This is a genomic window from Tessaracoccus yangjingae (genome assembly GCF_055326235.1).
On record NZ_JBUZNN010000001.1, the window covers coordinates 280,912 to 305,673 of the forward strand.

The window sequence follows — 24,762 nt, forward strand, 5'->3', positions numbered from 1 at the left end:
AAGCTGGTTACGATTCTCAGCAGATCGGGTCGGCACCGGAGCGTCCCGAGACAACGAAGGAGTTACACACATGCGCAAGAGCCTCATCGCCGCCGCAGCGGCCGGGCTTTCTCTGACGCTGGTCGCCTGTGGCGGCGGCACGTCAACCACCTCCCCCTCCGCCACCGACGCGGCCTCGAGCAGCGCCCCCGCCGAGAGCTCGGCCCCCGCGGCCGCCGGCACCCTCACCGTCTGGGTCGACGAGACCCGCATCGACACCTTCAAGGCCATCGGGGAGTCCTTCCTCGCCGCCACCGGCGTGACGCTGGACGTCGTCCAGAAGCCGTCCGCCGACGTCAAGACCGACTTCATCGCGCAGGCCCCCACCGGCCAGGGCCCGGACCTCATCGTCGGCGCTCACGACTGGACCGGTGACCTCGTCAAGAACGGCGTCATCGCCCCCGTCGAGCTGGGCGACAAGGTCTCCGGCTTCAACGAGGTGGCCACCCGCGGCTTCTCGCAGGCCGGCCAGCTCTACGGCGTCCCCTACGCCATCGAGAACATCGCCCTGGTGCGCAACAACGCCATGGTCCAGGACACCCCCGCCACCTTCGACGAGCTGATCGCCCAGGGCAAGGCCGCCGCCGGCGCCGAGTTCCCGGCCGTGATCCAGCAGGGCCCCAACGGCGACGCCTACCACCTCTACCCGATCCAGACCTCGTTCGGCGCCCCGGTGTTCAAGACCGACGCCAACGGCGACTACACCGCCGAGCTCGGCATGGGCGGCCCCGAGGGCCTCGCGTTCGCCGAGTACCTGAAGACGCTGGCCGCTGAGAAGGTCGTCTCCTCCTCGCTCGACGGCGAGACCGCCAAGCAGGCCTTCCTCGACGGCAAGACGCCCTACATCATCACCGGCCCCTGGTACGTCGCCGACTTCGTCACCGCCGACATGGACATCACCGTGCTGCCCGTGCCGTCGGCCGGCGGCCAGCCCTCGGCCCCGTTCGTCGGCGTGCAGGGCGTGTTCCTGTCGTCGAAGTCCGAGAACACCCTGCTTGCCTCGCAGTTCCTCGACTGGATGGCCAGCAAGGAGGCCCAGGACCAGCTGTACGAACTGGGTGACCGCATGCCGGCCCTGACCGAGTCCGCCGACGCGGTCTCCGACGAGATCCTGGCCGGCTTCGGCGAGGCGGGCAAGGACGGCCAGCCGATGCCGTCGATCCCCGAGATGGGCGCCGTTTGGGAGTTCTGGGGAGGCGCGCAGGTGAGCATCATCACCGGCAATGCCGAGCCGGCGGCCGCCTGGGACGCTATGGTCAAGAACATCGAAGCCAAGTTCTGACGCCTGACTGACCGAAGGTCATTTCCGGGGGTTGGGCGGCTGAGGCCGCTCAACCCCCGGTCCATACTCGCAACGAAGCGAAGGTAACTCTCTTGAGCAACTCACCGACCACGCAGTCGCCGAGGCTCTCCCACGCGCGGGACCTCTCGCGCCCGGGCTTCATCGCGAAGCTCGTCCTCATGATGCTGGTCAACGCGTTTGGCCTCTACGGCATCCTGGCCAGCTACGGCCAGCAGGAGTGGGGCGTCCTCGTCTTCCTCGTCATCACCCTGATCGTCGTCGACTTCGTGTACTTCTCGAAGCGCGCGATCCCGGCCAAGTACCTCGTCCCCGGACTGATCTTCCTCGCGGTCTTCCAGATCTACGTGATGGTCAACACCGCCTACGTGGCGTTCACCAACTACGGCGACGGACACAACGACGCCAAGGGTCCGGCCATCACCCAGATCATGAAGACCTCGGACCGCCGGGTGGAGGGCACGCCCACATACCCGGTGACCGTCTTCGACCGTGACGGGCAGATCGGCTTCGCCATCGTCGACGGCGAGACGGCGCGGACCGGAGACGCCGAGAACCCGCTCACCGACGCCCCCGACGCGGTCATCGACGGTGGCCGCGTGACCGAGGTGCCCGGCGCGACCGTGCTGCAGCTCGCCGAGATCCAGCAACGTCAGCAGGAGGTCCTCGACCTCCGGGTCAGCGTCTCCGACAACCCGGACGACGGGTGGCTCCGCACGGACAACGCGGCCATGGCCTACATCGCCAAGTCGCTGCTGACCTACGACGAGGCCTCCGACACCTTCACCGACGCCGACGGCAAGGTCTTCACCGCGGACCCGAGCCGAGGCCTGTTCGTGGCCGACGACGGCAGCTCGCTGACGCCCGGCTGGCGCGTGGTGGTCGGATTCGACAACTTCGCGGCGATGTTCACCGACGCGCGCCTGGCGGGCCCGTTCCTGTCGTCGCTGGTGTGGACGTTCGCGTTCGCCATCCTGTCGGTGCTCACCACCTTCGCCTTCGGCCTCTTCCTCGCGGTGGTGTTCAACGACCCGCGGATCAAGGGGCGCACGCTCTACCGCGCCCTGTTCATCCTCCCGTACGCCTTCCCCGGCTTCCTCGCGGCGCTGGTGTGGCGAGGCCTGCTCAACCAGGAGTTCGGCTTCATCAATCAGGTCCTCCTGGGGGGCGCCAGCATCCCGTGGTTCACCGACGGCAACCTGGCCAAGCTCGCCATCATCGGCGTGAACCTGTGGCTGGGCTTCCCCTACATGTTCCTCGTGACCACCGGCGCCCTGCAGTCCATCCCGCAGGAGCTGACTGAGGCGGGCATCATGGACGGCGCCAGCCCCATCCGGCGGTTCTGGAGCATCACGCTTCCGCTGCTGCTGGTGTCGGTGGCGCCGCTGCTCATCGCGAGCTTCGCATTCAACTTCAACAACTTCTCGCTGATCTACATGCTCACCGGCGGCGGCCCCAACTACCCCGGGGCGCCGGCGCCGATCGGCGAGACCGACATCCTCATCTCGATGGTCTACGCCATCGCCTTCGAGGGTGGCAACCGGCAGTACGGGCTGGCCAGTGCCATGTCGATCGTCATCTTCCTGGTGGTCGGCTTCATCTCCTGGCTGGGATTCCGGCAGACCCGCAAGCTTGAGGAGATCATGTGATGGCCAGGAAGACCCTTGCCGACGGCCAGAACGACACGCGCCTCCGCGGCGGACGGTGGTGGGCCGAGGTCGGCTGGCGGCACATCGTCGCGATCCTCGTGATCATCTACTGCACGTTCCCGCTGCTCTACGTGCTGTCCGCCTCCCTCAACACCAACGGCAGCATCACCGGGTCCCTGAGGCTGTTCACCAGCTTCACAGGCAAGCACTACGCCCAGCTGATGACCACGGACTTCCCACGGTGGGCGCTGCACTCGCTCTACGTCAGCGGCCTGACCGCGGTGGGCACGGTCCTCATGGGAGCGGCGGCGGCCTACGCCTTCAGCCGGTTCCGGTTCAAGGGCCGTCGTGGCAGCCTCACGGCGCTGCTCATCATCCAGATGTTCCCGCAGATGCTGGCCTTCGTCGCCATCTTCCTGCTGGCGCTGACGCTGGGGGAGATCTTCCCCTTCCTGGGCCTCGGCTCGCACCTGCAGCTCATCGCCATCTACCTGGGCGGTGCGCTGGGCGCCAACACGTTCCTCATGTACGGCTTCTTCAACACCATCCCGATGGAGCTGGACGAGGCCGCCAAGATCGACGGCGCCACCCACGCCCAGATCTTCTGGGGCATGGTGATGAGGCTCGTGACGCCGATCCTTGCCGTCGTCGGGCTGCTCAGCTTCGTCGGCTCCTACGGCGAGTTCATCCTGGCCCGCATCGTGCTGGCCAGGCCCGAGAACTACACGCTGGCCGTGGGCCTGTATGTGTGGGGCTCGGACGAGCGCAACGCGCCGTGGTCGCTGTTCGCGGCGGGCGCGGTGCTGGCCGCCATCCCGATCATCCTGCTGTTCATGTACCTGCAGAAGTACATCGTGGCGGGCCTGACCGCGGGCGGCGTGAAGGGCTGACGCCCACCGGTACGACGAGGCCGCGCCGGCAGGCGGGCGACCCGAGAGGGACGCTCAGCCCGCCGGCGCGGTGCCGCGTCCGGGGCCGTCGGCGCCGGCAGGGGAGTGCAGCGCGAGGTGGCAGAGCCGGGGACCGACGGCGATGCGCCCGGCCTTGAGCGGGCTGCCGGTGGCCTCGAGGTAGCCGTCGACGAAGCCCTGGTGGATGGCGCAGACGACCGGCAATTCCTGCAGGCCCACCTCGGCGCGGAAGGGACAGCGGGTGAACGTCAGGTCGGTGCCGACGGCCACCGTCCCGAACCCGCGCTCGGCCAGATGGTCCACCAGGCCGTCGACGGGGTCCCGGGGGTCGCCCTCCTCGTCGACCATCGACACCCCCCAGCTGCGCCCGGCCATTTCTGCCAGCCGCGTGCCGTCCGGCAGCGGGGTCACGAAGTTCTGGATCAGCACCTCGGTGAGCTCCATCAGGTGGGAGTTGCTCACGTTGGGGGAGTCACTGGTGGCGGCGAACAACAAAGGCGGGCGGCCCGCCTGCCCCACGGGCGCGGCGGCGCTGACGGCGTAGCCCGCGTCCCGCAGGCCCTCGAGGTGGAAGCGGGCGGAGTTGCGGTGCAGCCCGAGCTGGTCCGCGACGTCCGCGACGGAGACCGGGGCGGAGGCGGACTGCAGCAGGCCGAGGACCCGGGTGCGGGTCGGCCCTAGTCCGTGATGTTCGCTGGTCACCGATCCAGTTTCGCATGCGCGGGGAGCCCCTTCCCGGTGGGGGTACCATGCGCCCATGCAGGAGCGACGGTTGCTGGACAGCCACGGGCGGGTCGCGCGGGACGTTCGCGTGTCGCTGACCGACCGCTGCAACCTGCGCTGCACCTACTGCATGCCCGCCGAGGGGCTGGCCTGGCTGCCGGTCGAGGAGACGCTCACCGACGACGAGGTGGTCCGGCTCATCAGGGTGGCCGTCGAGCGCCTCGGCGTGGAGCGCGTCCGCTTCACCGGCGGCGAGCCACTGCTGCGGCCCGGGCTCGAACGCATCGTGGCGGCGGCGGCCGCCATGGCCGGCCCCGGCGGCCGGCCGGAGCTGGCCCTCACCACGAACGGACTGGGACTCGACAAGCGCATCGCCGGGCTCGTCGACGCGGGCCTGGACCGGGTCAACATCTCCCTGGACTCGCTCGACCCGGTGCGCTACGCCCGGCTGTCGCGCCGGGACCGCCTGCACGACGTGCTCACCAGCATCGCCGCCGCTGACGCCGCCGGTCTCAGGCCGCTCAAGGTGAACTCGGTGATCATGCGGGGCGAGAACGAGGCCGACATCGTGCCGCTGGCCGAGTTCTGCCTGGCCCGCGGCTACCAGCTGCGCTTCATCGAGCAGATGCCACTGGGCCCCAAGCACGAGTGGGACCGCTCGCAGATGGTGACCTCCAGGGAGATCCTCGAGGCTCTCGAGACCCGATTCACGCTCACCCCGCTGGACGAACCTCGCGGCGCGGCACCCGCCGAGCTCTGGCGGGTCGAGCCCGACACGCACCAGGAGGGCGGCACCATCGGGGTGATCGCGTCGGTGACCAACCCCTTCTGTGCTGCCTGTGACCGGACCCGGCTCACCTCCGACGGCCAGGTCCGCAACTGCCTGTTCTCCCGCACCGAGACGGATCTGCGCTCCATCCTCCGCGGAGGTGGCGCGGATGAGGACCTCGTCGAGGCCTGGGCCGGCGCCCACACCGCAAAGCGGCGCGCCCACGGCATCGACGACATCGGCTTCGTCCAGCCGGACCGCACCATGAGCGCCATCGGCGGATGACGATGGGCCGGCCGACGCGCTGCGCCGTCGTCCTGGGCGGCGGGCGGTCCTCGCGGATGGGCACCGACAAGCTCGAGCTCCGGCTCGGCGCCCGGTCCCTGCTGAGGCGCAGCTGCGACGCCGCCCTCACCTGGGCGCCGAGCGTGGTGGTGGCCTCGCCGTGGCGGGAGGGCTTCGACGACCCGCGCCTCACGTTCGTGCTGGAGGACCCGCCGTTCGGCGGCCCCGTCGCCGGACTCGCCGCCGCCGTCGCGGCCCTGCCGGCCGAGGCCTCCGAGGTCCTGCTCCTGGCCGGGGATCTCGCCGATCCCCAGGCCGTCGTCGACGCGCTGGCGCGGGCGTATACGGGGGAGGACGGCGTCGCGCTGGTGGACCGGGAGGGGTGGCCGCAGTACCTGGCCGCGCGGTACCGGGCGGCGGCGCTCCGCCGGGCGATCGCGGAGGCGCCGGCCGTGCGCGACGTGTCCGTCAGGAGGGTCATGCGGGGCCTGATGCTGGCCCTCGCCGAGGCCGACGAGAGGGTCACCGCGGACGTCGACACCCCCGGCCAGGCCCGCCTCGCGGGGCTCGACGGATAGTTCTACGACGACACGTAAGACTTTTTTCCGAGAAACTTGGACGAACCGGCTTCGGGCATGGAAAGCTGACGCCCATGAGCACCGATTCCGCGCGCCTTGACGGCCCCGCCTCCGATGCACTCCTCAAGCTCGGCCGGTTCTTCACCAAGTGGGACCAGACCGAGGACGGCCGGGCCGTCTTCCGCGAGGGCGGCCGCGCCGGGGACGTGTTCTACCGCGACCGTTGGAGCCACGACAAGGTGGTCCGCTCCACGCACGGCGTCAACTGCACCGGCTCCTGCTCGTGGAAGGTCTACGTCAAGGACGGGATCATCACCTGGGAGTCCCAGCAGACGGACTATCCCACCACCGGACCGGACCGGCCGGAGTACGAGCCCCGCGGATGCCCCCGTGGGGCCGCGTTTTCCTGGTACACCTACTCGCCCACGCGGGTGCGTTACCCGTACGGCCGCGGCGTGCTCATCGAGATGTACCGCGAGGCGAAGAAGCGGCTGGGGGATCCCGTCGCCGCCTTCCGGGAGATCTCCACGGATCCGGCCAAGCGCCGCAGGTACCAGCAGGCGCGCGGCAAGGGCGGCCTGGTGCGTATCTCGTGGGAGGAGGCCATCGAGATCGCGGCCGCGTCCTACGTCAACACCATCAAGTTCTACGGCCCGGACCGGTGCGTGTCGTTCTCGCCCATCCCCGCCATGAGCATGGTCTCCCACGCCATCGGCACCCGCTTCACGCACCTCATCGGCGGCGCGATGACCAGCTTCTACGACTGGTACGCGGACCTCCCCGTCGCCTCCCCGCAGGTGTTCGGCGACCAGACCGACGTGCCCGAGTCCGGCGACTGGTGGGACTCGACCTACCTGATGATGTGGGGCTCCAACGTCCCCGTCACTCGCACCCCGGACGCCCACTGGATGGCCGAGGTCCGCTACCGCGGCACCAAGGTGGTCACCGTGGCGCCGGACTACGCGGACAACGTGAAGTTCGCCGACGAGTGGCTGCCGGCGCAGGCCGGCACCGACGCCGCCCTGGCGATGGCGATGGGTCACGTGATCCTCAAGGAGAACTTCGTCGACCGGAAGGTCGAGTACTTCGACGGCTACGTCAAGCAGTACACGGACCTCGGCATGCTCATCACGCTCGTCGATCACCCGGACGGCCACGGCCTGGTGCCGGGCAAGTTCCTCACCGCCGCGGACCTGCCGACCACCGCCGAGGTCTCCGACGCCGCCTTCAAGACCGTGGTGTGGGACGAGGCCACCTCCGGGCCGGCGGTGCCCAACGGCTCCATGGGCTACCGGTACTCCGAGGACGGGGCCGGCCTCTGGAACCTCGACCTGGGCGAGATCCGCCCCGCGCTCACCCTCATCGATCAGGCGGACGCGGACAAGGTGCAGATCTCCCTGCCGTGCTTCGAGGACCCGAAGGGTCAGGGCAGCATCATCCACCGCGGCGTGCCCGCCCGGGTTGTCGAGGGCAAGCTCGTCACCACCGTGTTCGACCTCATGCTCGCCCAGTACGGCGTCGGCCGCGACGGCCTCCCGGGCCAGTGGCCCGCCGGCTACGACGACGCGACGGTGCCCTACACCCCGGCGTGGCAGGCGGAGATCACCTCGGTGCCCGCCGAGGCGTGCCTGCGGATCGCGCGCGAGTTCGCGGCGAACTCGGAGGAGTCGAAGGGCCGCACGATGATCATCATCGGCGCCGGCATCTGCCACTGGTTCCACGCCGACGTGACCTACCGGGCCATCATCGCGCTGCTCATGATGACCGGCTGCATCGGCAAGAACGGCGGCGGCTGGGCGCACTACGTGGGCCAGGAGAAGTGCCGCCCCATGACCGGCTGGTTCAACATGGCCAACGCCATGGACTGGTCCAGGCCCCCGCGCACCATGATCGGCACCGCCTACTGGTACATGCACACGGACCAGTGGCGCACCGACGGCTTCTCGGCGGACCGGATCAAGTCCCCGCTGTCCACCGGCGGTCTGGACGGCACGCACTCGGCGGACGCGATCGCACTGTCGCACCGCCTGGGCTGGATGCCGTTCTACCCGCAGTTCGACCGCAACCCGCTGGAGCTGGCAGACGAGGCCACGGCCGCCGTCGCGCGCGGCGAGTTCGAGACGCCCCAGGCGTACGTGGCCGCCAAGCTGAAGTCAGGGGAGCTGAAGAGCGCCGTCGAGGACATCGACGCGCCGGAGAACTGGCCGCGCACCATGATCCTGTGGCGCTCGAACCTGTTCGGCTCCTCGGCCAAGGGCAACGAGTACTTCCTCAAGCACCTCCTCGGCACGCACAACAACGTGATGGAGAACGGGCACGGGTCCCACCTGCGGCCGGACGTGGTGACGTGGCACGACGAGGCCCCCGAGGGGAAGCTGGACCTGCTCATCACGGCCGACTTCCGGATGACCAGCTCCACGCTGCTCAGCGACATCGTGCTGCCTGCGGCCACCTGGTACGAGAAGCATGACCTGAGCTCCACCGACATGCACCCCTACGTGCACGCGTTCACCCCCGCCATCGACCCGCCGTGGGAGACCAAGAGCGACTTCGACGTGTTCGCCGAGCTCGCGATCAAGCTCTCGGAGCTGGCCAAGGGCCGCCTCGACACCCGCAAGGACCTGGTGGCCGTTGCGCTGCAGCACGACACCCCCGGCCAGATCGCCCAGCCGGGCGGCCACGTACCGGACTGGCGCGGCACCGACGTCCCCGGGGTGCCGGGGAAGAACATGCCGGTGCTGGCGGTGGTCGAGCGCGACTACACCGCCATCGCGGACAAGCTGCTCACCGTCGGCCCGCTGGCGGACAAGCTGGGCTTCACGGTGAAGAACATCACCTACGACGTGGGCCACCAGGTGGCCAAGCTCGGCAAGCTCCACGGCGTGTACCCGTCCGGGGCGGCCGCGGGACGCCCGGCGATCAACACCGACCAGCGCCTCGCCGAGGCCATCCTGATGTTCTCCGGCACCACCAACGGCGAGCTGGCCACGCAGGGCTTCCGGGACCTGGAGCGCAAGACGGGCCGCAAGCTGGCCGACCTGTCAGAGGGGTCGGAGGAGAAGCAGATCACCTTCGTCCAGACGCAGCAGGCGCCTCAGCCGGTGATCACCTCGCCGGAGTGGTCGGGGTCCGAGACGGGCGGGCGCCGGTACGCCGCGTTCACCATCAACACCGAGCGGCTCAAGCCGTGGCACACCCTGTCCGGCCGGATGCACTTCTTCCTCGACCACGACTGGATGGCCGACGCAGGCGAGCAGCTGCCCATCTTCCGGCCGCCGCTGGACATGGGCCGCGACTACGGGGAGCCCGAGCTCGGGCCCAACGGCGAGAAGGCCATCACGCTGCGCTACCTGACGGTGCACAACAAGTGGTCCATCCACTCCGAGTACCAGGACAACCTGTTCATGCTCAGCCTCGGTCGAGGCGGGCCCCAGGCCTGGCTGAGCGTGGCGGACGCCGCCAGCATCGGCGTCAAGGACAACGACTGGATCGAGCTGACCAACGCCAACGGCGTGTTCGTGGCCCGCGCCGTCGTCACCCCGAAGCTGCCCGACGGCATCTGCTACGTGCAGCACGCGCAGGAGCGCACCATCGACGTGCCGAAGTCGGAGGCCACCGGCCGCCGCGGAGGCATCCACAACTCGGTGACCCGCATCCTGCTCAAGCCCACCCACCTCATCGGCGGCTACGCGCACCAGGCGTACGCCTTCAACTACATCGGCCCCACCGGCGTTCAACGAGACATCGTCTCGACGGTGCGCCGCCGCTCCCAGGAGGTCCAGTACTGATGGCCAAGCAGCGACGCGTGATGGCCCAGGTGGCCATGGTGATGAACCTCGACAAGTGCATCGGCTGCCACACCTGCTCGGTCACCTGCAAGCAGGCGTGGACCAACCGGGCCGGCACCGAGTACGTGTGGTTCAACAACGTGGAGACCCGCCCCGGGCAGGGCTACCCCCGCACGTACGAGGACCAGGAGAAGTGGCAGGGCGGCTGGGTCCGCACCAAGTCCGGGCGGCTGAAGCTGCGCTCGGGCGGCCGCTTCAAGAAGCTGCTCAGCATCTTCGCGTCCCCGGTGCAGCCGGAGATGAGCGACTACTACGAGCCCTGGACCTACGACTACGAGAACCTGGTCCAGGCGCCGCTGGGCGACGACTTCCCCGTCGCGCGCCCCAAGTCGCTCATCACGGGCGACGACATGGCCATCAAGGCCTCCGCCAACTGGGACGACGCGCTGGGCGGCATCCACGAGACCGGCCACGACGACCCGATCGTCAAGAAGCTCCGCGAGGACGCCAACCTGCAGATCAAGTTCGAGTACGAGAAGACGTTCATGTTCTTCGTGCCCCGGATCTGCGAGCACTGCCTCAACCCGTCGTGCATGGCGTCGTGCCCCTCCGGCGCGATCTACAAGCGCTCGGAGGACGGCATCGTCCTGGTGGACCAGGACAAGTGTCGCGGCTGGCGGCAGTGCATCACCGGCTGCCCGTACAAGAAGATCTACTTCAACCACCGCTCCGGCAAGGCCGAGAAGTGCACCATGTGCTACCCCCGCCTCGAGGTGGGGCTGCCGACGGTGTGCTCCGAGACCTGCGTGGGGCGCCTGCGCTACATCGGCATCATCCTCTACGACGCGGACCGGGTGACCGAGGCCGCGCTGGCCGACGAGAAGGACCTGTACGAGGCCCAGCTGGACCTCATGCTGGACCCCAACGACCCGCAGGTGATCGCCGACGCCAAGGCCAACGGCATCCCGACCGACTGGCTGGCCGCCGCCCAGAAGTCGCCGGTCTACGCCCTGATCAAGCACTTCAAGGTCGCGCTCCCGCTGCACCCGGAGTACCGCACCATGCCCATGGTCTGGTACGTGCCCCCGCTCTCCCCGGTGGTGGACCTGCTCAAGGCGCAGGGCCACGACTCGGAGGCCGGCGGCAACCTGTTCGGCGCCATCGACACGCTGCGCATCCCGGTGGAGTACCTGGCCGAGCTGTTCACCGCGGGCGACACGGAGGTGGTCACGCTGGTGCTGCAGAAGCTGGCCGCGATGCGCTCCTACATGCGCGACGTGACGCTAGGCCGCGAGCGGCAGCCCGAGCTGGCGCACGCCGTCGGCATGGAGCCCTCGGCCATGGAGCAGATGTACCGGCTCCTGGCCATCGCCAAGTACGACGAGCGCTACGTGATCCCGAAGGCCCACCGCGAACAGGCGCACAACCTGGAGGAGATGGGCTGCTCGCTGGACTTCGAGGGCGGACCGGGCGCCGGGGGAGAGGGGCCGTTCGGCACCTCGTCCGGCCGCGTGGTCCCCGTGGCCATCGAGAGCTTCGCCGACGCCAAGGCGCGCCAACGCGACGCGAGCGGGGCATGATGTCGGCCGTCGTCTTCCAGGCGGCGGGCCTGCTTCTCAGCTACCCGGACGAGGCGCTGCTCGCCCAGCTGCCGATGATCGAGGACGCCGTCGCCGAGGCCGGCGCGGGGGAGCTGTTCGCCCCCACGCTGGCGCACCTGCGCAGCATGCCCATCATGGAGCTCCAGTCCTGGCACGTGCAGGAGTTCGACCTGTCCCGCAGGCACGCCCTTCACCTCACCTATTGGACCGACGGCGACACCAGGCGCCGCGGCGAGGTGCTGGCCGCCATCAAGCAGACCTACCGCGACTCCGGGCTGGTGGTGGACCTGGCCGGCGAGCTGCCGGACTTCCTGCCGATGGTGCTCGAGTTCGCCGCCGTCGGTGACCCCGAGCTCGGGCTCGGGCTGCTCAACGCCTACCGCGCCAGCCTCGAACTGCTGAGGATCGGGCTCGAGGAGGACAAGCTGCCGCAGGCCGGTGTGGTCGCGGCGGTGTGCTCGGCGCTGGGGGGCCCGTCGCCGCGCAGCCGCTCCGAGGTCCGCGACCTGCTCGGCGGCCCGCCCACCGAGACCGTGGGCCTCGAGCCCACCTTCCTGCCCTACCCGCAACTGCAAGGGAGCGTGCGATGAACACTCTGCTCTGGGGAGTCCTGCCCTACGTGGTGCTGCTGGTCCTGGTCGGGGGGCTGATCTGGCGCTACCGCTTCGACCAGTTCGGCTGGACCACCCGGTCGTCGCAGCTCTACGAATCCAAGCTGCTCAAGATCGGCTCGCCCATCTTCCACTTCGCCCTCATCGCGGTGCTGATGGGCCACCTCGTCGGCCTGCTCATCCCCAAGGCGTTCACGGACTGGGTCGGCATCGATCAGCACACCTACCACGCCGGCGCCCTCTACGGCGGCGGGTTGGCGGGCATCGCGCTCATCGTGGGGCTCGTCATGTTGATCTGGCGGCGCCGGTCCACCTCGGCGGTGTTCAAGGCCACCACCTGGAACGACAAGATCATGTACCTGGTGCTGGCCACGGTGATCGGGCTGGGCATGGTGGCCACGCTCACCGGCGACACCACGCCCACCGGCGAGGAGCACAACTACCGCGAGACCGTCTCGGTGTGGTTCCGCTCCCTGTTCGTGTTCCAGCCCGACGTGGAGGCCATGGGCGCGGCCACCTGGCAGTTCCAGACGCACGTGGTCATCGGCATGCTGCTGTTCGCCATCATCCCGTTCACCCGCCTGGTGCACGCCTTCTCGGCGCCCTTCCACTACCTGTTCCGCCCCTACATCGTCTACCGGTCCCGCGACGACTCCGCACGACGCTCCGCGACGGTGAAGGGCCGTGGCTGGGACCCGGTTGGCACCCCCGACAACAAGCGCGCACAGCGCTGACCCTCCTCCCCGCCTTCCCTAGAGAGACACACCCCACGTGAGTAAGCACCTCATCGAGGTCGAGCCCGTCCACGAGACGGGCCCCGGCGCCGGCCGCGTCATGATCATGTCCACCATCGCCTTCACCCTGATGTTCGCGGTGTGGCTGATGTTCGGCATCCTCGGCGTCCCCATCCAGAAGGAACTCGGCCTCACCGACGTCGAGCTGTCCTGGATCTCGGCCCTGGCCGTCCTCAACGGCTCCATGTGGCGGCTCCCGGCGGGCATCCTGGCGGACCGGATCGGCGGCCGGAAGGTCACGCTGTTCCTCCTGTTCGCCACCGCCGTGCCCGCGTACCTCGTCTCGAAGGCGGACAGCTACGGGCTGCTGCTGGTGCTGGCGTTCCTCGTCGGCTTCGCGGGGAACCTGTTCTCCGTCGGCACCGCCTGGAACGCCGCCTGGTACTCGCGCAAGCGGCAGGGCCTCGCCCTGGGTGTGTTCGGCGCGGGCAACGTGGGCGCCTCCGTCACCAAGTTCATCGGCCCCCCGCTCATCGCCGGCACCGCCGGCGCCACCTTCGCGCTCGGCATCGAGGGCGGCTGGCGCCTGGTGCCGGTGATCTACGCGGTGCTGCTGGTGATCGTCGGTGTCGCGGTGTGGCTGATCGTGCCGCGGGTGGACCGCGCGCCCGGGACCAGCCGAAGCGTCCGAGACATGCTCGTGCCACTCAAGCACATGCGCGTCTGGCGCTTCTCCCTCTACTACGTGGCCGTGTTCGGCGCCTACGTGGCGCTGTCCGCGTGGCTTCCGAAGTACTACGTCGACAACTTCGACGTCGACCTCACCACCGCCGGCCTGCTCACCGCCACCTTCATCTTCCCAGCCTCCCTGCTCCGCCCCGTCGGCGGATGGATGAGCGACCACTGGGGCGCCCGGAAGGTCATGTACTGGACCTTCGCGCTCATGCTGCTCACCACCGGCATCCTCATGATGCCCAACGGGTTCATCGTCATCGACCACGCCGACGGCTCCCAGACCCAGCACCTCCCGTACCACCTCAACGTGTGGATGTTCGCCGTGCTGGTGTTCCTGCTCGGCTGCGCCATGGGCCTGGGCAAGGCCGCGGTGTTCAAGCACATCCCCGAGTACTTCCCAGAGAACGTGGGCTCGGTGGGTGGCCTCGTCGGCACCCTCGGCGGCCTCGGCGGCTTCATCCTGCCGCCGCTGTTCGCCTACACCAAGGTGTGGTCCGGATTCCCGACCTCCACCTTCTTCGTCCTGTTCATCCTCACCGTCATCTGCGCGGTGTGGATGCACGTCACCATCGTCAAGATGCTGCACGACAAGTCTCCCGAGCTCGCCGGCACCATCGAACTTCCCCTTGAGGAGGCCGCAGTATGAGCACCACCAAGTTCGAGACCAAGGGCGACTGGCTCCAGTCCTGGGATCCGGAGGACCCGGCCAAGTGGGACAGCAGGCTCGCCTGGAACACCCTCACCATCACCACGTTCACGCTCACGCTGGCGTTCGTGGCGTGGTTCCTGCCCAGCGCGATCGTGCCCAAGCTCAACGCGCTCGGCTTCGACTTCACCAAGGAGCAGCTCTACTGGATGGCGGCCATGCCCGGCCTCTCAGGCGGCCTGCTGCGCCTCGTCTGGATGGTGCTGCCGCCCAAGATCGGCACCCGCAAGATGGTGGCGCTCACCACGCTCCTGCTGATCCTCCCGGTGCTCGGGTGGGGCTTCGAGGTGACCAACCCGGACGTGCCCTACTGGCGCCTCATGGGGCTGGCGTTCCTCTCCGGCATCGGCGGCGGCGCGTTCTCCGGCTTCATGCCCTCGACGTCGTACTTCTTCCCCAAGCGGCTCCAGGGCACCGCGCTCGGGCTGCAGGCGGGCATCGGCAACTTCGGCGTCTCGCTGGTCCAGCTGCTCACCCCGTGGCTGATCACCTTCGGCATGTTCGCGTTCCTGGGTTCGCAGCAGATGGCCGTGGCGGGCAAGGACCCGGTGACCGTCTGGTACCAGAACTCGGCGCTGATCTACATCCCGTTCATCGTCGCGGGCGCCATCTGGGCCTACATCGCGCTGCGCTCCGTGCCGATCAAGGCCAACATCAAGCAGCAGTTCGACATCTTCTCCAACCAGGACACCTGGTGGATGACCATCCTCTACATCATGACCTTCGGCACGTTCTCGGGCCTCGCGGCGCAGTTCGGCCTGCTCATGCTCAACCTGTACGGCGCGGGGAACGCCAACATCGTCGAGGGCGCCGGCGCGACCGCGACCATGCTCGTCGAGGGCTACACGCTGCCGGACCCGGTGAAGTTCGTGTTCCTCGGCCCGCTCGTGGGCGCCGGCGCGCGCGTGCTGTTCTCACCGCTCACCGACCGGATGGGCGGCGCCATCTGGACCCTCATCTCCGGCATCGGCATCCTGGCCTCCATCCTGTTCACCATCCCGGCGCTCACGCCCGACACCTCCAGCGCGGCGGCCCTCCAGGGCGGCTTCAACCAGTTCCTGTGGGGCATGCTGGCGATCTTCCTGTTCTCCGGCATCGGCAACGCGTCCACGTTCAAGCAGATGCCGATGATCTTCGAGAAGCGGCAGGCGGGCGGCGTGATCGGGTGGACTGCGGCCATCGCGGCGTTCGGCCCGTTCCTGTTCGGCGTCGGCCTCACCATCATGAGCCCCACGCTGTTCTACGCCATCGGCGCGGTGTGGGCGGTGGCGTGCATCGCGATCACCTGGTTCCGCTACGCCCGCCCGGGCGCGCCGAAGCCGAGCTGACGCCGTCGCTCTGCCGCGCCGGCCCCCGCCCCAGGGCGGGTGGAACGGCCGGATCCACGACGACGACACGCAGTTAGGCTGGTTAGTGTGAAGCAGTTCGCAGGGGTGACGTCCGAGGACGTCGACGGCGACGCGCTCGTCGCGTTCGTCAGCGACGACCGCGCGGGCGCCGTCGTGACGTTCGGCGGGATCGTCCGCAACCACGACCACGGCGTCGCGGTGACCGGCATCGAGTACGTGGGCCACCCGACGGCGGACGCGGTGATGCGCGAGATCGTCGCGGGGTTCGAGGGCCGCGACGGCGTGCACGCCATCGCCGCGCAGCACCGCGTGGGCACGCTCGGCATCGGGGGAGTGGCGCTGTTCGTGGCGGTGGCCGCGTCACACCGGGCCCAGGCGTTCGGGTGCGCGTCGGACCTGGTGGAGCGGGTCAAGGAGCGCCTTCCGATCTGGAAGAAGCAGTTCCTGGCCGACGGCACCCACGAGTGGTCCCAGTGCCCGTGATCCAGGGGCGCGGATGCTGAGCGTCGAGGAGTACCTGGCCAGGGTGCTGGCGCTGGCCTCGCTCCTGCCGTCGGCGTCGACGCCCGTCGGTGAGGGTCGCGGCAGGGTGCTGACGGAGGACCTGTCGGCCCGCGTCGCGGTGCCTCCCTTCGGCAACTCCGCCATGGACGGCTTCGCGGTGCGCGCCTCCGACGCGACAGCCGGGGCCCTGCTGAGCATCGTGGGCGACATCCCGGCGGGCGCCACCTCCACCCCGACGGTGGGGCCGGGCGAGGCCGCCCGGATCATGACCGGCGCGCCCATGCCGCCCGGGGCGGACGCCGTCGTCCCGGTGGAGGCCACCGACCAGCCGATGGGGGCGGCGCCGCTGCCGTCCGCCGTGCTCGTCACCGAGGCCCCGACACCGGGCCGCCACGTGCGGCGGGCCGGCGAGGACGTGCGCGCGGGCGACGTGGTGCTGCCCGCCGGCACCGTCTGGGGTCCGGAGGCGGCGTCCGCGGCGGCGTCGATCGGCTTCGGGGAGGTGCCGCTTCGTCGTCGCCCACGTGTGGCGGTGCTGTCCACCGGCTCGGAGCTCATGCCGGCCGGTCAGCCGCTCGGCTTCGGCCAGATACCGGACTCCAACTCGATCCTGCTCGCGGGCCTCGTGGAGCAGTTCGGCGGCACCGTGGTCCTGCGCCGCTGCGTGCCCGACGACGGGGCGGAGTTCTCCCGCGTGCTCTCGGAGGCGACGGCGGCCGCCGATGTGGTGGTCACCTCCGGCGGGGTCTCGGTGGGGGCGTTCGAGGTGGTCCGGCAGGTGGTCGAGGGCGACATCGAGTTCGTCAAGGTGGCCATGCAGCCGGGCAAGCCGCAGGCCTGCGGCGCGCTGCGCGCCCCCGACGGGCGGGCAGTGGCCTTCCTGGGCCTTCCCGGCAACCCCGTGAGCGTCTTCGTGAGCTCCTACGCGTTCCTCCGTCCCCTGATCGCGGCATTCCAGGGGCTGCCCACCACCTGGCCTGCCGTCGAACTGCCGGTGGCCGAGGGGTGGCGGAGCCCGCCCGGGCGGCGGCAGTACACCCCGGTGCGGATCGTCGACGGCGCCGTCCGACCGACGCACCGCCTGGGCTCTGGCTCGCACCTGGTGGCGTCGCTGCACCTGGCCGACGGCCTCGCCGTCGTCGCCGAAGACGCGGACGCCGCGGGGGAGAGGGTCGCGGTGCACCTGGTGCGCGCGCTAGCGTGACCGCCATGGAGTTCACCCACCTGGATGCCCGCGGCGAGGCCCGCATGGTCGACGTCACCGCCAAGCAGCCCACCGTCCGGTCCGCCACCGCCGTCGCGTCCGTACGCTGCTCGGCCGACGTGGTCGAGGCGTTGCGTGGGGGAACAGTGCCGAAGGGCGACGTGCTCGCGGTGGCGCGGGTCGCGGGCATCGCGGCGACGAAGAAGGTGCCGGACCTGCTGCCCCTCGCCCACGTCATCGGCGTGCACGGGGCCGTGGTGGACCTGGAGATTGTCGACGACGGGGTGCGCATCGAGGCTACGGTGCGCACGGCCGACCGCACGGGGGTCGAGATGGAGGCGCTGACGGCCGTGACGGTCGCGGCGCTGGCCGTGGTGGACATGGTCAAGGGCGTGGATCGCTCCGCCGAGATCGTCTCCGCCCGGATCACAGCCAAGAGCGGCGGCCGCTCCGGCGACTGGACCCGCCCAGTCGAGGACTGAGGCTAGCCCTGGCTGGAGGGGCGGTTGAGGTCGTGGTCCGCCCCGTCGAGCTGATCGACGATGTGCGTCAGCAGGGGGGCGAGCACGGAGAGCGCGTCGCGTGCACCCCCACGGGAGCCGGGGGCGTTGAACACGAACGCGCGGTTCTCGTCCTGGATGATCACGCCGGCCAGCCCTCGGGAGAGCCAGGCGAGGGGGGTGTTCGCCGAGCCCAGGCTGCGCACCGCCTCCGCGACGCCCGGCACCTCGTAGTCGAGCAGTGGCCGCGTGGCCTCGACCGTGACGTCGCGCGGCCCAACGCCGGTCCCGCCCGTGGTGATCACGACGCGCGCCCCGTCGGCCACCGCCAGCCGGATCTCGGTGGCGATCACCTCAGCCTCGTCGGGCACGATCACCGGGGGCGTGACGTCGAACCCCAGCTCCTTGAGCGCGTGCCGGATGACTGGGCCCGAACGGTCCTCGTAGACATCGCTCGACGCCCGGTCTGAACAGGTGATGACGGCGGCTCGGTACGACATCCCCCAAGCCTAGATCTTTGAGTCGGCCCGGGGTGCCGTGCACGACACGCCGCCCGAACCGTCGGCCGGTGCTGCCTGTGGCCCCGGGGTGCCATCCGGTCGGCGTGTCGTGCACTGGGGAGGGCGCGGATGGGTGGCGCCGGCCAGCTCTCAGCGGGCGTCGCCGCTGCCCCGTGGGCCGAACGATAGGCCGGCACCCCGACCGCAACACCGCCGCATGTGCGGAGTGTTAGGGTCAACCATGACGCAGATACGGATATCAATGGCGGCGAGCCTGCTTGGCGTGAGCGACGACACCCTCCGACGGTGGGTGGAGGCCGGCCGGATCGCCTCCACCGTCGACGAGCAGGGCCGGCGGGTGGTCGACGGCGCGGCGCTCGCAGCCCTCGCGCAGGAACTGGCCGACGGCGGGCTGGACGAGTTCGACGCGGGCGCAGGCACGCGCTCCGCGCGCAACCACCTCACCGGCATCGTGACCAAGGTCACCTCCGACCTCGTGATGAGCCAGGTGGAGCTGCAGTGCGGGCGCTACCGCATCGTCTCGCTCATCTCCACCGAGGCGGTCCGCGAGCTGGGCCTTGAGGTGGGGTCCGTGGCCACCGCGGTCATCAAGGCCACCAACGTCACCGTCGAAGGGGGGAGGCCGTGAACCGCCTCGCAGTCACCGTCCTTGCAGTCGTCCTCCTCGCGGCGGGCTGCAGCCAACCCACCGGCGCCACCACCGCGACACCCGGCGGCGCGCCCGACGCCACGGCTGGCGTCGACGGTGCCGTCGTCTTCGCGGCCGCCTCGCTGAGCAAAGTCCTCCCGCCGTTGGCGGAGGGCGTCACGTTCAGCTTCGACGGCTCCTCGGGTCTCGTGGACCAACTCGTCGGTGGTGCCCCCGCCGATGTCTTCGCCTCGGCCGACAAGAAGAACATGGACCGCGCCGTCGAGGAGGGCGTGATCGACGGCGAGCCGGTGATGTTCGCCACCAACACGCTCGTGGTGATCGTGCCGGCGGACAACCCGGCCGGTGTCACGGGGTTCGACGAGTCGCTCAACGCCGGGAAGCTGGTCACCTGTGCCGTGGAGGTGCCGTGCGGCGCCGTCGCAGCCCGGCTGGCGGAGGCGGCGGGGATCGAGCTGCGCCCGGTGTCCGAGGAGACGAAGGTCTCCGACGTGCTCGGCAAGGTCGCCTCGGGGGAGGCCGACGCCGGCCTCGTCTACGCCACTGACGCGGCATCGTCGGCCGACGTGATCAGCATCGAGATCCCTGGAGCCGACGCGGACCCCAACACCTATTGGGTCGCGGTGGTGGCCGGCGCGCCCCACCCGGAGGCCGCGCGGGCGTTCGTCGAATCGCTCACGGGCGAGTGGCAGGAGGCGTTGATCGACGCCGGGTTCGGTCCGCCCCAGTGACGGGTGCCGCGGTGCTGCCGAGGTGGGCGTGGGGGCCCTTCGCCATGGGGGCGGCGATCCTCGTCGTCCCGTTGGCGGCCCTGCTGATCCGCGCGCCGTGGACCAGGCTGGGCGAGTTGCTCTCGTCCGAGCCGGCGCGCGACGCCCTGCTCCTCAGCCTCGGCACCTGCGTCGTGACCACCCTCATCGTGGTCATCCTCGGGGTCCCGATGGCCCTGGTGCTCGCCCGGTCCCGCGGCCGCTGGGTCACGTTCGCCCGCACCCTGGTGACGGTGCCGATGGTGCTGCCCCCCGTCGTCGCCGGCCTCGCGCTGCTCACCACCCTCGGGCGTCGAGGCCTGATCGGGGCACCGCTGGCCGTCGCCGGAATCGAGATCGGCTTCACCACCGCCGCGGTGGTCGTCGCGCAGACGTTCGTCGCGCTCCCGTTCCTAGTGGTCAGCCTGGAGGGCGCGCTGCGCTCCGCCGGCACCGACTACGAGCGGGCGGCCGCTCGGCTCGGCGCCCGCCCCACCACGGTGTTCCGGCGGGTCACCGTCCCGCTGGCCGCCCCGGCGATCCTCTCCGGCACCGCATTGGCGTTCGCCCGCGCGCTGGGGGAGTTCGGCGCCACGCTTACCTTCGCCGGGTCGCTCCAGGGCGTCACCCGCACGCTGCCGCTGGAGATCTACCTGCTGCGGGAGGCCGACACGGAGCTGTCGCTGGCGCTCGCCGTCGTGCTACTCGGGGTTGCAGCCGTCATCGTATTCGCGGCCATGCGGGGCAGGGGGGCCCATGCCTGACGCGATCCGCGTGGCCGCCGCCATCCCCGCCCGCGGCCTCACTGTCGACCTCGCCGTCCCCGAGGGCGCCACGCTCGCCGTCGTCGGGCCCAACGGGGCCGGCAAGTCCAGCCTCGTCCAACTCGTCTCCGGTGATCTCCGGCCCACCGCGGGCCGCGTGGTCGTGCACGGCCAGGAACTCTCGGGCCCGTCGGGGCACATCCCGCCGCACCGTCGGCGGTTCGGCTACGTGGAGCAACGCTCGCTGCTCTTCCCACACCTAGACGTGCTGGACAACGTGGCCTTCGGGCTCCGGGCCCGCGGTGTCACCCGCGGGGCCGCGCGGGCCAGGGCCGCTGAGGAGTTGGCCGCGGTCGGCTGCGCGGACCTCGGCCGCCGGCTACCGAGGACTCTCTCGGGGGGTCAGGCGCAGCGGGTCTCGCTCGCCCGCTCGCTGGCCATCGACCCGGAGCTCATGCTTCTCGACGAGCCGCTCGCGGCCCTCGACGCCACCGTCGCCCCCGAGATCCGGACCCTCCTCAGGGAACGCCTGCGCGGGATCACGACGATGCTGGTCACCCACGACTTCCTCGACGTCGTTGCGCTGGCCGACCGGCTCGTCGAGCTGGCCGACGGTCGCGTCGTCGCGGAGGGCACCGTCGACGACCTCTGCCAGCGGCCCACCACCGGCTTCCTCGCCGGCCTCGTCGGCGTCAACCTGCTCCACGGCGAGGCACGGGCCGACGGGGCGATCTGGCTGGACGATGCCACCGCCATCTCCGGCATCGCGTCCGAGCCGCTGCCGCCCGGTCCCGCCCGCGCGGTGTTCCCGCCATCGGCGGTCAGCATCTTCCGCGAGGCAACCCACGGCAGCCCGCGCAACGAACTGCGGGCGCTGGTGGCGGGTGTCGAGGACCGGATGCCGGTGCAGCGGGTCACTCTGGAGGTCGCCGGGCAGCGGATCGCCGCGGATCTGACCCCCGCCGCGGTGCGTGAGCTTGCGCTCGGGCCAGGGCAGCAAGCGTTGGCGGTGGTCAAGGCGACCCAGGTGACGCTCTACACAGGGCCCCCGGGAGCGAGGGCGGAGTCACTGATCTGATACGTTCCGCTCGTAGTCTGACGAGGGGAACGCTGTGGTTCGACGTGGTGTGGGGCTCCTGGTCGGCGTCGCCATTCTGCTGGGGTTGAGCGGGTTGCCGGCCGCGGCCGAGGCCGACACCGTGGTCCTGCCCGGGGCGTTGGGTGCTCCCCAGAGTGACCTTGTCGCCGCGGAGGGTGATGCCTACCTGCTCCGTGAAGGGAGCCTGTTTGGATCGGGGGGACTGGTCGAGCGCCTCGACCGCGCCGTTCCGGAGGGCACTCTTCCAGACACCACCGGCCGGTACGTGGCGGTCGACGGTACTGTCGACACATCCGTGCGGATCGTCGACATGCAGACCGGCGACGTCGCCAACCGAGCCTTCACCGGGTTCCCATGGGCCTTCAACGAGGAGGGTTACCTGGTCCGGACGGACGATTACCCGAACGCCACGTTCCGCTACTGGGATGGCCGCTCGCTTCAGCTGGACAGTCCCTACGGGCGGTTGGCCTATGGCCGCGCCTATGACAGGACTCAGGCTGGCCTCAGTGTGCAGCGTCTGTCGGACGGCGCCAGCTCCATCTATCCCGTAGGTGGGAGCATCCGAGTGATCAGGCCGTCCGAGCGGGGCATCTCATGGCTGGAGGGCACCTTCGGCACGACCCAGCGCTGGTGCACCGCGGAATGGGAGGCACCGACAGCGACGTGTCGAGATGTGGATACACCCTTCACCAGCAATGACCAGGTGTTTCCCGCCTCCGACACGATCTATGGGGTGGTCAAGGGGCAGGTCCTGACGCTGGTCGGCACGGACTTCGTCGCTGTCGACCTGCCGCCGGTCAACTCCTGCCAGTTGGACGGGACTCTCGCGTGTCTGGTCTATGAGCCGGACCGTGCCGATGTCTGGCGCATCGGGGCGGACGGGGTGGCCACCAGGAGCGCAGGGGTCCCGGCGGTGGCCGGGCGTCTGCTGTCGGCGTCCCTGACGCCCACGGCGCTCTACGGAGCAGACAACCGCGCGACTCAGGCGACCTCCGCCTGGCGCAGGGACGGGAGCGGCACCACCTATTCGGCCGAAGTGCCGTTGGGCAAGCAGGTGGTGGCTCAGGGGGCGAGGTCTGTCGTCGACCGGCGCTGGTTCGACGGAGGTGCCGCCGGTGCGCTCATCGACACGACGCTGAATGCGACGAAGGTGTCGGGTCCGTACGCGCTGGTGTCCGATCGCGAGATCAACGGTCATACCATCGCGGACGCCGACGGCGTCCTGTCGGTCGTGCCCACCACGTCCGACATCTTCGGGCCCTGGTCGATGACCTCGTCGGCGATCTACAACCGTGAGACGGGACAGGGGCTCGACTCAGTGGGGCCGGCGGGAGACGGCTACTCGACTGAGAAGATGTGGGGCCGCTGGTCGGTCGGTGATACCCGCGCCTGGAATCGCGCGACCGGTGTCCGGCTCGTCCTCGAGCCGCTCGGCTCCTACATCGGTGAGGTCACACACGTGGGTGACGGGATCGCGGTGTCCCGCAGTGGGCCCGAGTCTCTGGTCTTCGACCTCAATTCGGGCGTGGACCAGACGCAGCTCGCCCCCTCATTGACGGTTCCCGGCCGCCCCGTAGCGCTGGACGGGAACCGGCTGGTCACGGCCGTCGGCGGGCTGGACCGGGACGAGGAACTGCGGATCACGGAACTGCCCTTCGGCGGCACCTCTGCCCCGGCGCTACTGGGTGTCTCAGCTGCTCCGGGGCCTGTCAGTGAGAGCGCCCCGTGGCGGCCGGAGTTCGACCTGACCAAGCCCGTCGAGGCTGGGCGGATCGAGATCCGCACGCTGGCGGGAGAGTTGGTCCGCACCATCCACACGGCCGCGTCGGTCGATGGCGGGCTCCGCGACGTCGAGTGGGATGCCACCAACGAGTCACGGAAGATGCTGCCCCCGGGTGCGTATCAATGGCGGTTGCTGGTCTCGGACGCGGCGGGCAAGGCCGTCACCTCGTCGGACATGGTGTCGCCGGCCCAGGGCGAGGTCGTGGTGGGCGATGCGCCCATCAGCACGACGGCGCCGGTCCCGGTCGTCGTGGACGCCTGCGGACCGAATGACACGGTCACCATCCCCTCCGTGCGAGGGGTGCGGTACGAGACCTTCGGCCTCATCCGCTACCCGGGCACCTATGCCGCGCCGCGGCGTCTGCCGATCAGGGCCGTGGCCGACGACGGCTATCAACTGACGGGGACGACCAACTGGGAGTTCACCACCACGGTCGACAAGTGCTCCGTGACTCCTGCGCCGGTGGTGTTCACCGATCTCGACGGCAGCGCGGATGACACCTTCACCATCCCCGGCAGTGTCGAGGGGATCGCCGGCTACAGCCTCACAGACGACGGGAAGAAACTTCTCGCTCCCGGTACCTATCCCGCGCTCGGCACGGTCGTCGTCTACCCGGTTGCCCTCCCGGGCTACTCCTCGACAACCATGTTCTTCTGGCGGGATTTCTCGGACGAGGGCACCCCCACGCCCACGCCCACGCCAACCCCGACACCCACGCCAACCCCGACACCCACGCCCACGCCGACCCGCGTGGCGCCGTACGAGGTCCCTGGCCCCCACTCCATCAACGGGCGGCAGTGGCGCACCACCTGCGAGCCCTACTCGCAGACCGAGCGCTGCCGCACCGAGATCTGGGCCTCCCAGGTGAAGCTCGTGAACGGTCGCTACGTCACGGTCAACGGCTGGGTGTTCAACAACCTGACCTATCTGCCGATGCCGCGCGCGGCCTGGGTGGACGCCGGCAACCCGCTGGGATACTCGAACCAGTGGACATCGGCGGGCCGCCAGTGGAAGACCGTGTGCGACGACCCTCAGACCACGGGACTCAACGCCTGCCGCTCCTACATCTGGGCCACCGTGATCGCCGCCACCCCCAAGGCCGGCGGCGGCTACTCGTACGCGCCGAAGACCACCTGGGTGTTCAACAACATCGTGCGCTTCTCGTGAGCCCGCGGGAGCGGTGGGCGACGGCGACCCGGCGGCGCGCCAAC

The 24,762-nt window shown here is 69.9% G+C and carries 21 protein-coding genes; 19 read left to right on the forward strand and 2 right to left on the reverse strand.

The annotated features are described in order from the left end of the window. Positions 1 to 70: 70 nt before the first annotated feature. The 3 genes from ACZK5D_RS01320 to ACZK5D_RS01330 all read left to right on the forward strand — a co-directional run bounded on the left by ACZK5D_RS01320 (position 71) and on the right by ACZK5D_RS01330 (position 3,878). Positions 71 to 1,321, forward strand: coding sequence for a sugar ABC transporter substrate-binding protein (locus ACZK5D_RS01320; protein WP_458994659.1), 1,251 nt, complete (start codon positions 71 to 73; stop codon positions 1,319 to 1,321). A gap of 92 nt (positions 1,322 to 1,413) precedes the next feature. After that, a complete protein-coding gene (locus tag ACZK5D_RS01325) occupies positions 1,414 to 2,988 on the forward strand; it encodes an ABC transporter permease subunit (RefSeq protein WP_463663986.1) in 1,575 nt (524 codons plus the stop codon). Continuing rightward, complete coding sequence (locus ACZK5D_RS01330) at positions 2,988 to 3,878, forward strand: sugar ABC transporter permease (RefSeq protein ID WP_458994657.1); 891 nt, start codon at positions 2,988 to 2,990, stop codon at positions 3,876 to 3,878. Before ACZK5D_RS01325 ends, ACZK5D_RS01330 begins: the two co-directional genes overlap by 1 nt. Before the next feature lie 54 nt (positions 3,879 to 3,932). On the opposite strand, the gene ACZK5D_RS01335 is transcribed toward ACZK5D_RS01330, so the two are convergent. Further along, the gene (locus ACZK5D_RS01335; RefSeq protein ID WP_463663987.1) at positions 3,933 to 4,601 is read right to left on the reverse strand and encodes a helix-turn-helix transcriptional regulator; all 669 of its coding nucleotides are present in this window, start codon (positions 4,599 to 4,601) and stop codon (positions 3,933 to 3,935) included. Positions 4,602 to 4,656: 55 nt separating this feature from the next. Between ACZK5D_RS01335 and moaA the strand changes: the two genes are divergently transcribed. From moaA to moaC, 11 genes are all read left to right on the forward strand, one after another. Next, positions 4,657 to 5,676, forward strand: a complete 1,020-nt coding sequence (moaA, locus tag ACZK5D_RS01340) for a GTP 3',8-cyclase MoaA (RefSeq protein WP_458994655.1) — start codon at positions 4,657 to 4,659, stop codon at positions 5,674 to 5,676. Continuing rightward, positions 5,673 to 6,254 (forward strand): molybdenum cofactor guanylyltransferase, encoded by a 582-nt coding sequence (gene mobA / locus ACZK5D_RS01345; protein ID WP_463663988.1) that lies wholly within the window; start codon positions 5,673 to 5,675, stop codon positions 6,252 to 6,254. The genes moaA and mobA overlap by 4 nt, the downstream gene beginning before the upstream one ends. A 74-nt stretch (positions 6,255 to 6,328) precedes the next feature. After that, on the forward strand, positions 6,329 to 10,042 hold the full coding sequence (locus tag ACZK5D_RS01350; protein ID WP_463663989.1) for a nitrate reductase subunit alpha: 3,714 nt from the start codon (positions 6,329 to 6,331) through the stop codon (positions 10,040 to 10,042). After that, entirely contained in the window at positions 10,042 to 11,622 is a 1,581-nt protein-coding gene (gene narH / locus ACZK5D_RS01355; protein WP_463663990.1) for a nitrate reductase subunit beta, read from the forward strand. Before ACZK5D_RS01350 ends, narH begins: the two co-directional genes overlap by 1 nt. Then, positions 11,622 to 12,233 carry a nitrate reductase molybdenum cofactor assembly chaperone gene (narJ, locus tag ACZK5D_RS01360; RefSeq protein WP_463663991.1) on the forward strand — a complete coding sequence of 204 codons (612 nt, stop codon included), beginning with the start codon at positions 11,622 to 11,624 and terminating at the stop codon, positions 12,231 to 12,233. The genes narH and narJ overlap by 1 nt, the downstream gene beginning before the upstream one ends. Beyond that, entirely contained in the window at positions 12,230 to 12,988 is a 759-nt protein-coding gene (gene narI / locus ACZK5D_RS01365; protein WP_463663992.1) for a respiratory nitrate reductase subunit gamma, read from the forward strand. The genes narJ and narI overlap by 4 nt, the downstream gene beginning before the upstream one ends. Positions 12,989 to 13,025: 37 nt before the next feature. Further along, positions 13,026 to 14,369 (forward strand): MFS transporter, encoded by a 1,344-nt coding sequence (locus tag ACZK5D_RS01370; protein WP_458994649.1) that lies wholly within the window; start codon positions 13,026 to 13,028, stop codon positions 14,367 to 14,369. Continuing rightward, positions 14,366 to 15,757, forward strand: coding sequence for an MFS transporter (locus tag ACZK5D_RS01375; RefSeq protein WP_463663993.1), 1,392 nt, complete (start codon positions 14,366 to 14,368; stop codon positions 15,755 to 15,757). The genes ACZK5D_RS01370 and ACZK5D_RS01375 overlap by 4 nt, the downstream gene beginning before the upstream one ends. Positions 15,758 to 15,844: 87 nt before the next feature. Next, positions 15,845 to 16,261, forward strand: a complete 417-nt coding sequence (locus ACZK5D_RS01380; RefSeq protein WP_458994647.1) for a molybdenum cofactor biosynthesis protein MoaE — start codon at positions 15,845 to 15,847, stop codon at positions 16,259 to 16,261. Between the two features lie 13 nt (positions 16,262 to 16,274). After that, positions 16,275 to 17,486: a molybdopterin molybdotransferase MoeA gene (locus ACZK5D_RS01385; RefSeq protein ID WP_463663994.1), complete on the forward strand. Its 1,212-nt coding sequence runs from the start codon at positions 16,275 to 16,277 to the stop codon at positions 17,484 to 17,486. Beyond that, positions 17,483 to 17,968, forward strand: coding sequence for a cyclic pyranopterin monophosphate synthase MoaC (moaC, locus tag ACZK5D_RS01390; RefSeq protein WP_463663995.1), 486 nt, complete (start codon positions 17,483 to 17,485; stop codon positions 17,966 to 17,968). Before ACZK5D_RS01385 ends, moaC begins: the two co-directional genes overlap by 4 nt. 2 nt (positions 17,969 to 17,970) lie before the next feature. On the opposite strand, the gene ACZK5D_RS01395 is transcribed toward moaC, so the two are convergent. Continuing rightward, positions 17,971 to 18,486 carry a MogA/MoaB family molybdenum cofactor biosynthesis protein gene (locus ACZK5D_RS01395; protein WP_458994642.1) on the reverse strand — a complete coding sequence of 172 codons (516 nt, stop codon included), beginning with the start codon at positions 18,484 to 18,486 and terminating at the stop codon, positions 17,971 to 17,973. A 241-nt stretch (positions 18,487 to 18,727) separates the two neighbouring features. Here ACZK5D_RS01395 and ACZK5D_RS01400 point away from each other — a divergent pair, with 241 nt between their 5' ends. The 5 genes from ACZK5D_RS01400 to ACZK5D_RS01420 are packed head-to-tail and all read left to right on the forward strand — an operon-like array spanning position 18,728 to position 24,718. Next, complete coding sequence (locus ACZK5D_RS01400) at positions 18,728 to 19,135, forward strand: TOBE domain-containing protein (protein ID WP_458994641.1); 408 nt, start codon at positions 18,728 to 18,730, stop codon at positions 19,133 to 19,135. Further along, positions 19,132 to 19,887: a molybdate ABC transporter substrate-binding protein gene (gene modA / locus ACZK5D_RS01405; protein ID WP_458994640.1), complete on the forward strand. Its 756-nt coding sequence runs from the start codon at positions 19,132 to 19,134 to the stop codon at positions 19,885 to 19,887. The genes ACZK5D_RS01400 and modA overlap by 4 nt, the downstream gene beginning before the upstream one ends. After that, positions 19,884 to 20,669, forward strand: a complete 786-nt coding sequence (locus ACZK5D_RS01410; RefSeq protein ID WP_458994639.1) for an ABC transporter permease — start codon at positions 19,884 to 19,886, stop codon at positions 20,667 to 20,669. The genes modA and ACZK5D_RS01410 overlap by 4 nt, the downstream gene beginning before the upstream one ends. Then, complete coding sequence (locus tag ACZK5D_RS01415) at positions 20,662 to 21,747, forward strand: sulfate/molybdate ABC transporter ATP-binding protein (protein WP_458994638.1); 1,086 nt, start codon at positions 20,662 to 20,664, stop codon at positions 21,745 to 21,747. The genes ACZK5D_RS01410 and ACZK5D_RS01415 overlap by 8 nt, the downstream gene beginning before the upstream one ends. 34 nt (positions 21,748 to 21,781) lie before the next feature. After that, a complete protein-coding gene (locus ACZK5D_RS01420; RefSeq protein ID WP_463663996.1) occupies positions 21,782 to 24,718 on the forward strand; it encodes a FlgD immunoglobulin-like domain containing protein in 2,937 nt (978 codons plus the stop codon). Positions 24,719 to 24,762: the final 44 nt, after the last annotated feature.

Bases quoted from the DNA above. Each gene is read 5' to 3' on its own strand.
- moaA (WP_458994655.1), top strand. From the start codon at position 4,657: ATGCAGGAGCGACGGTTGCTGGACAGCCACGGGCGGGTCGCGCGGGAC.
- narI (WP_463663992.1), top strand. From the start codon at position 12,230: ATGAACACTCTGCTCTGGGGAGTCCTGCCCTACGTGGTGCTGCTGGTC.
- ACZK5D_RS01330 (WP_458994657.1), top strand. From the start codon at position 2,988: ATGGCCAGGAAGACCCTTGCCGACGGCCAGAACGACACGCGCCTCCGC.
- ACZK5D_RS01415 (WP_458994638.1), top strand. From the start codon at position 20,662: ATGCCTGACGCGATCCGCGTGGCCGCCGCCATCCCCGCCCGCGGCCTC.
- narJ (WP_463663991.1), top strand. From the start codon at position 11,622: ATGTCGGCCGTCGTCTTCCAGGCGGCGGGCCTGCTTCTCAGCTACCCG.
- narH (WP_463663990.1), top strand. From the start codon at position 10,042: ATGGCCAAGCAGCGACGCGTGATGGCCCAGGTGGCCATGGTGATGAAC.
- mobA (WP_463663988.1), top strand. From the start codon at position 5,673: ATGACGATGGGCCGGCCGACGCGCTGCGCCGTCGTCCTGGGCGGCGGG.
- ACZK5D_RS01350 (WP_463663989.1), top strand. From the start codon at position 6,329: ATGAGCACCGATTCCGCGCGCCTTGACGGCCCCGCCTCCGATGCACTC.
- ACZK5D_RS01320 (WP_458994659.1), top strand. From the start codon at position 71: ATGCGCAAGAGCCTCATCGCCGCCGCAGCGGCCGGGCTTTCTCTGACG.
- ACZK5D_RS01400 (WP_458994641.1), top strand. From the start codon at position 18,728: ATGACGCAGATACGGATATCAATGGCGGCGAGCCTGCTTGGCGTGAGC.
- ACZK5D_RS01375 (WP_463663993.1), top strand. From the start codon at position 14,366: ATGAGCACCACCAAGTTCGAGACCAAGGGCGACTGGCTCCAGTCCTGG.
- ACZK5D_RS01395 (WP_458994642.1), bottom strand. From the start codon at position 18,486: ATGTCGTACCGAGCCGCCGTCATCACCTGTTCAGACCGGGCGTCGAGC.
- ACZK5D_RS01385 (WP_463663994.1), top strand. From the start codon at position 16,275: ATGCTGAGCGTCGAGGAGTACCTGGCCAGGGTGCTGGCGCTGGCCTCG.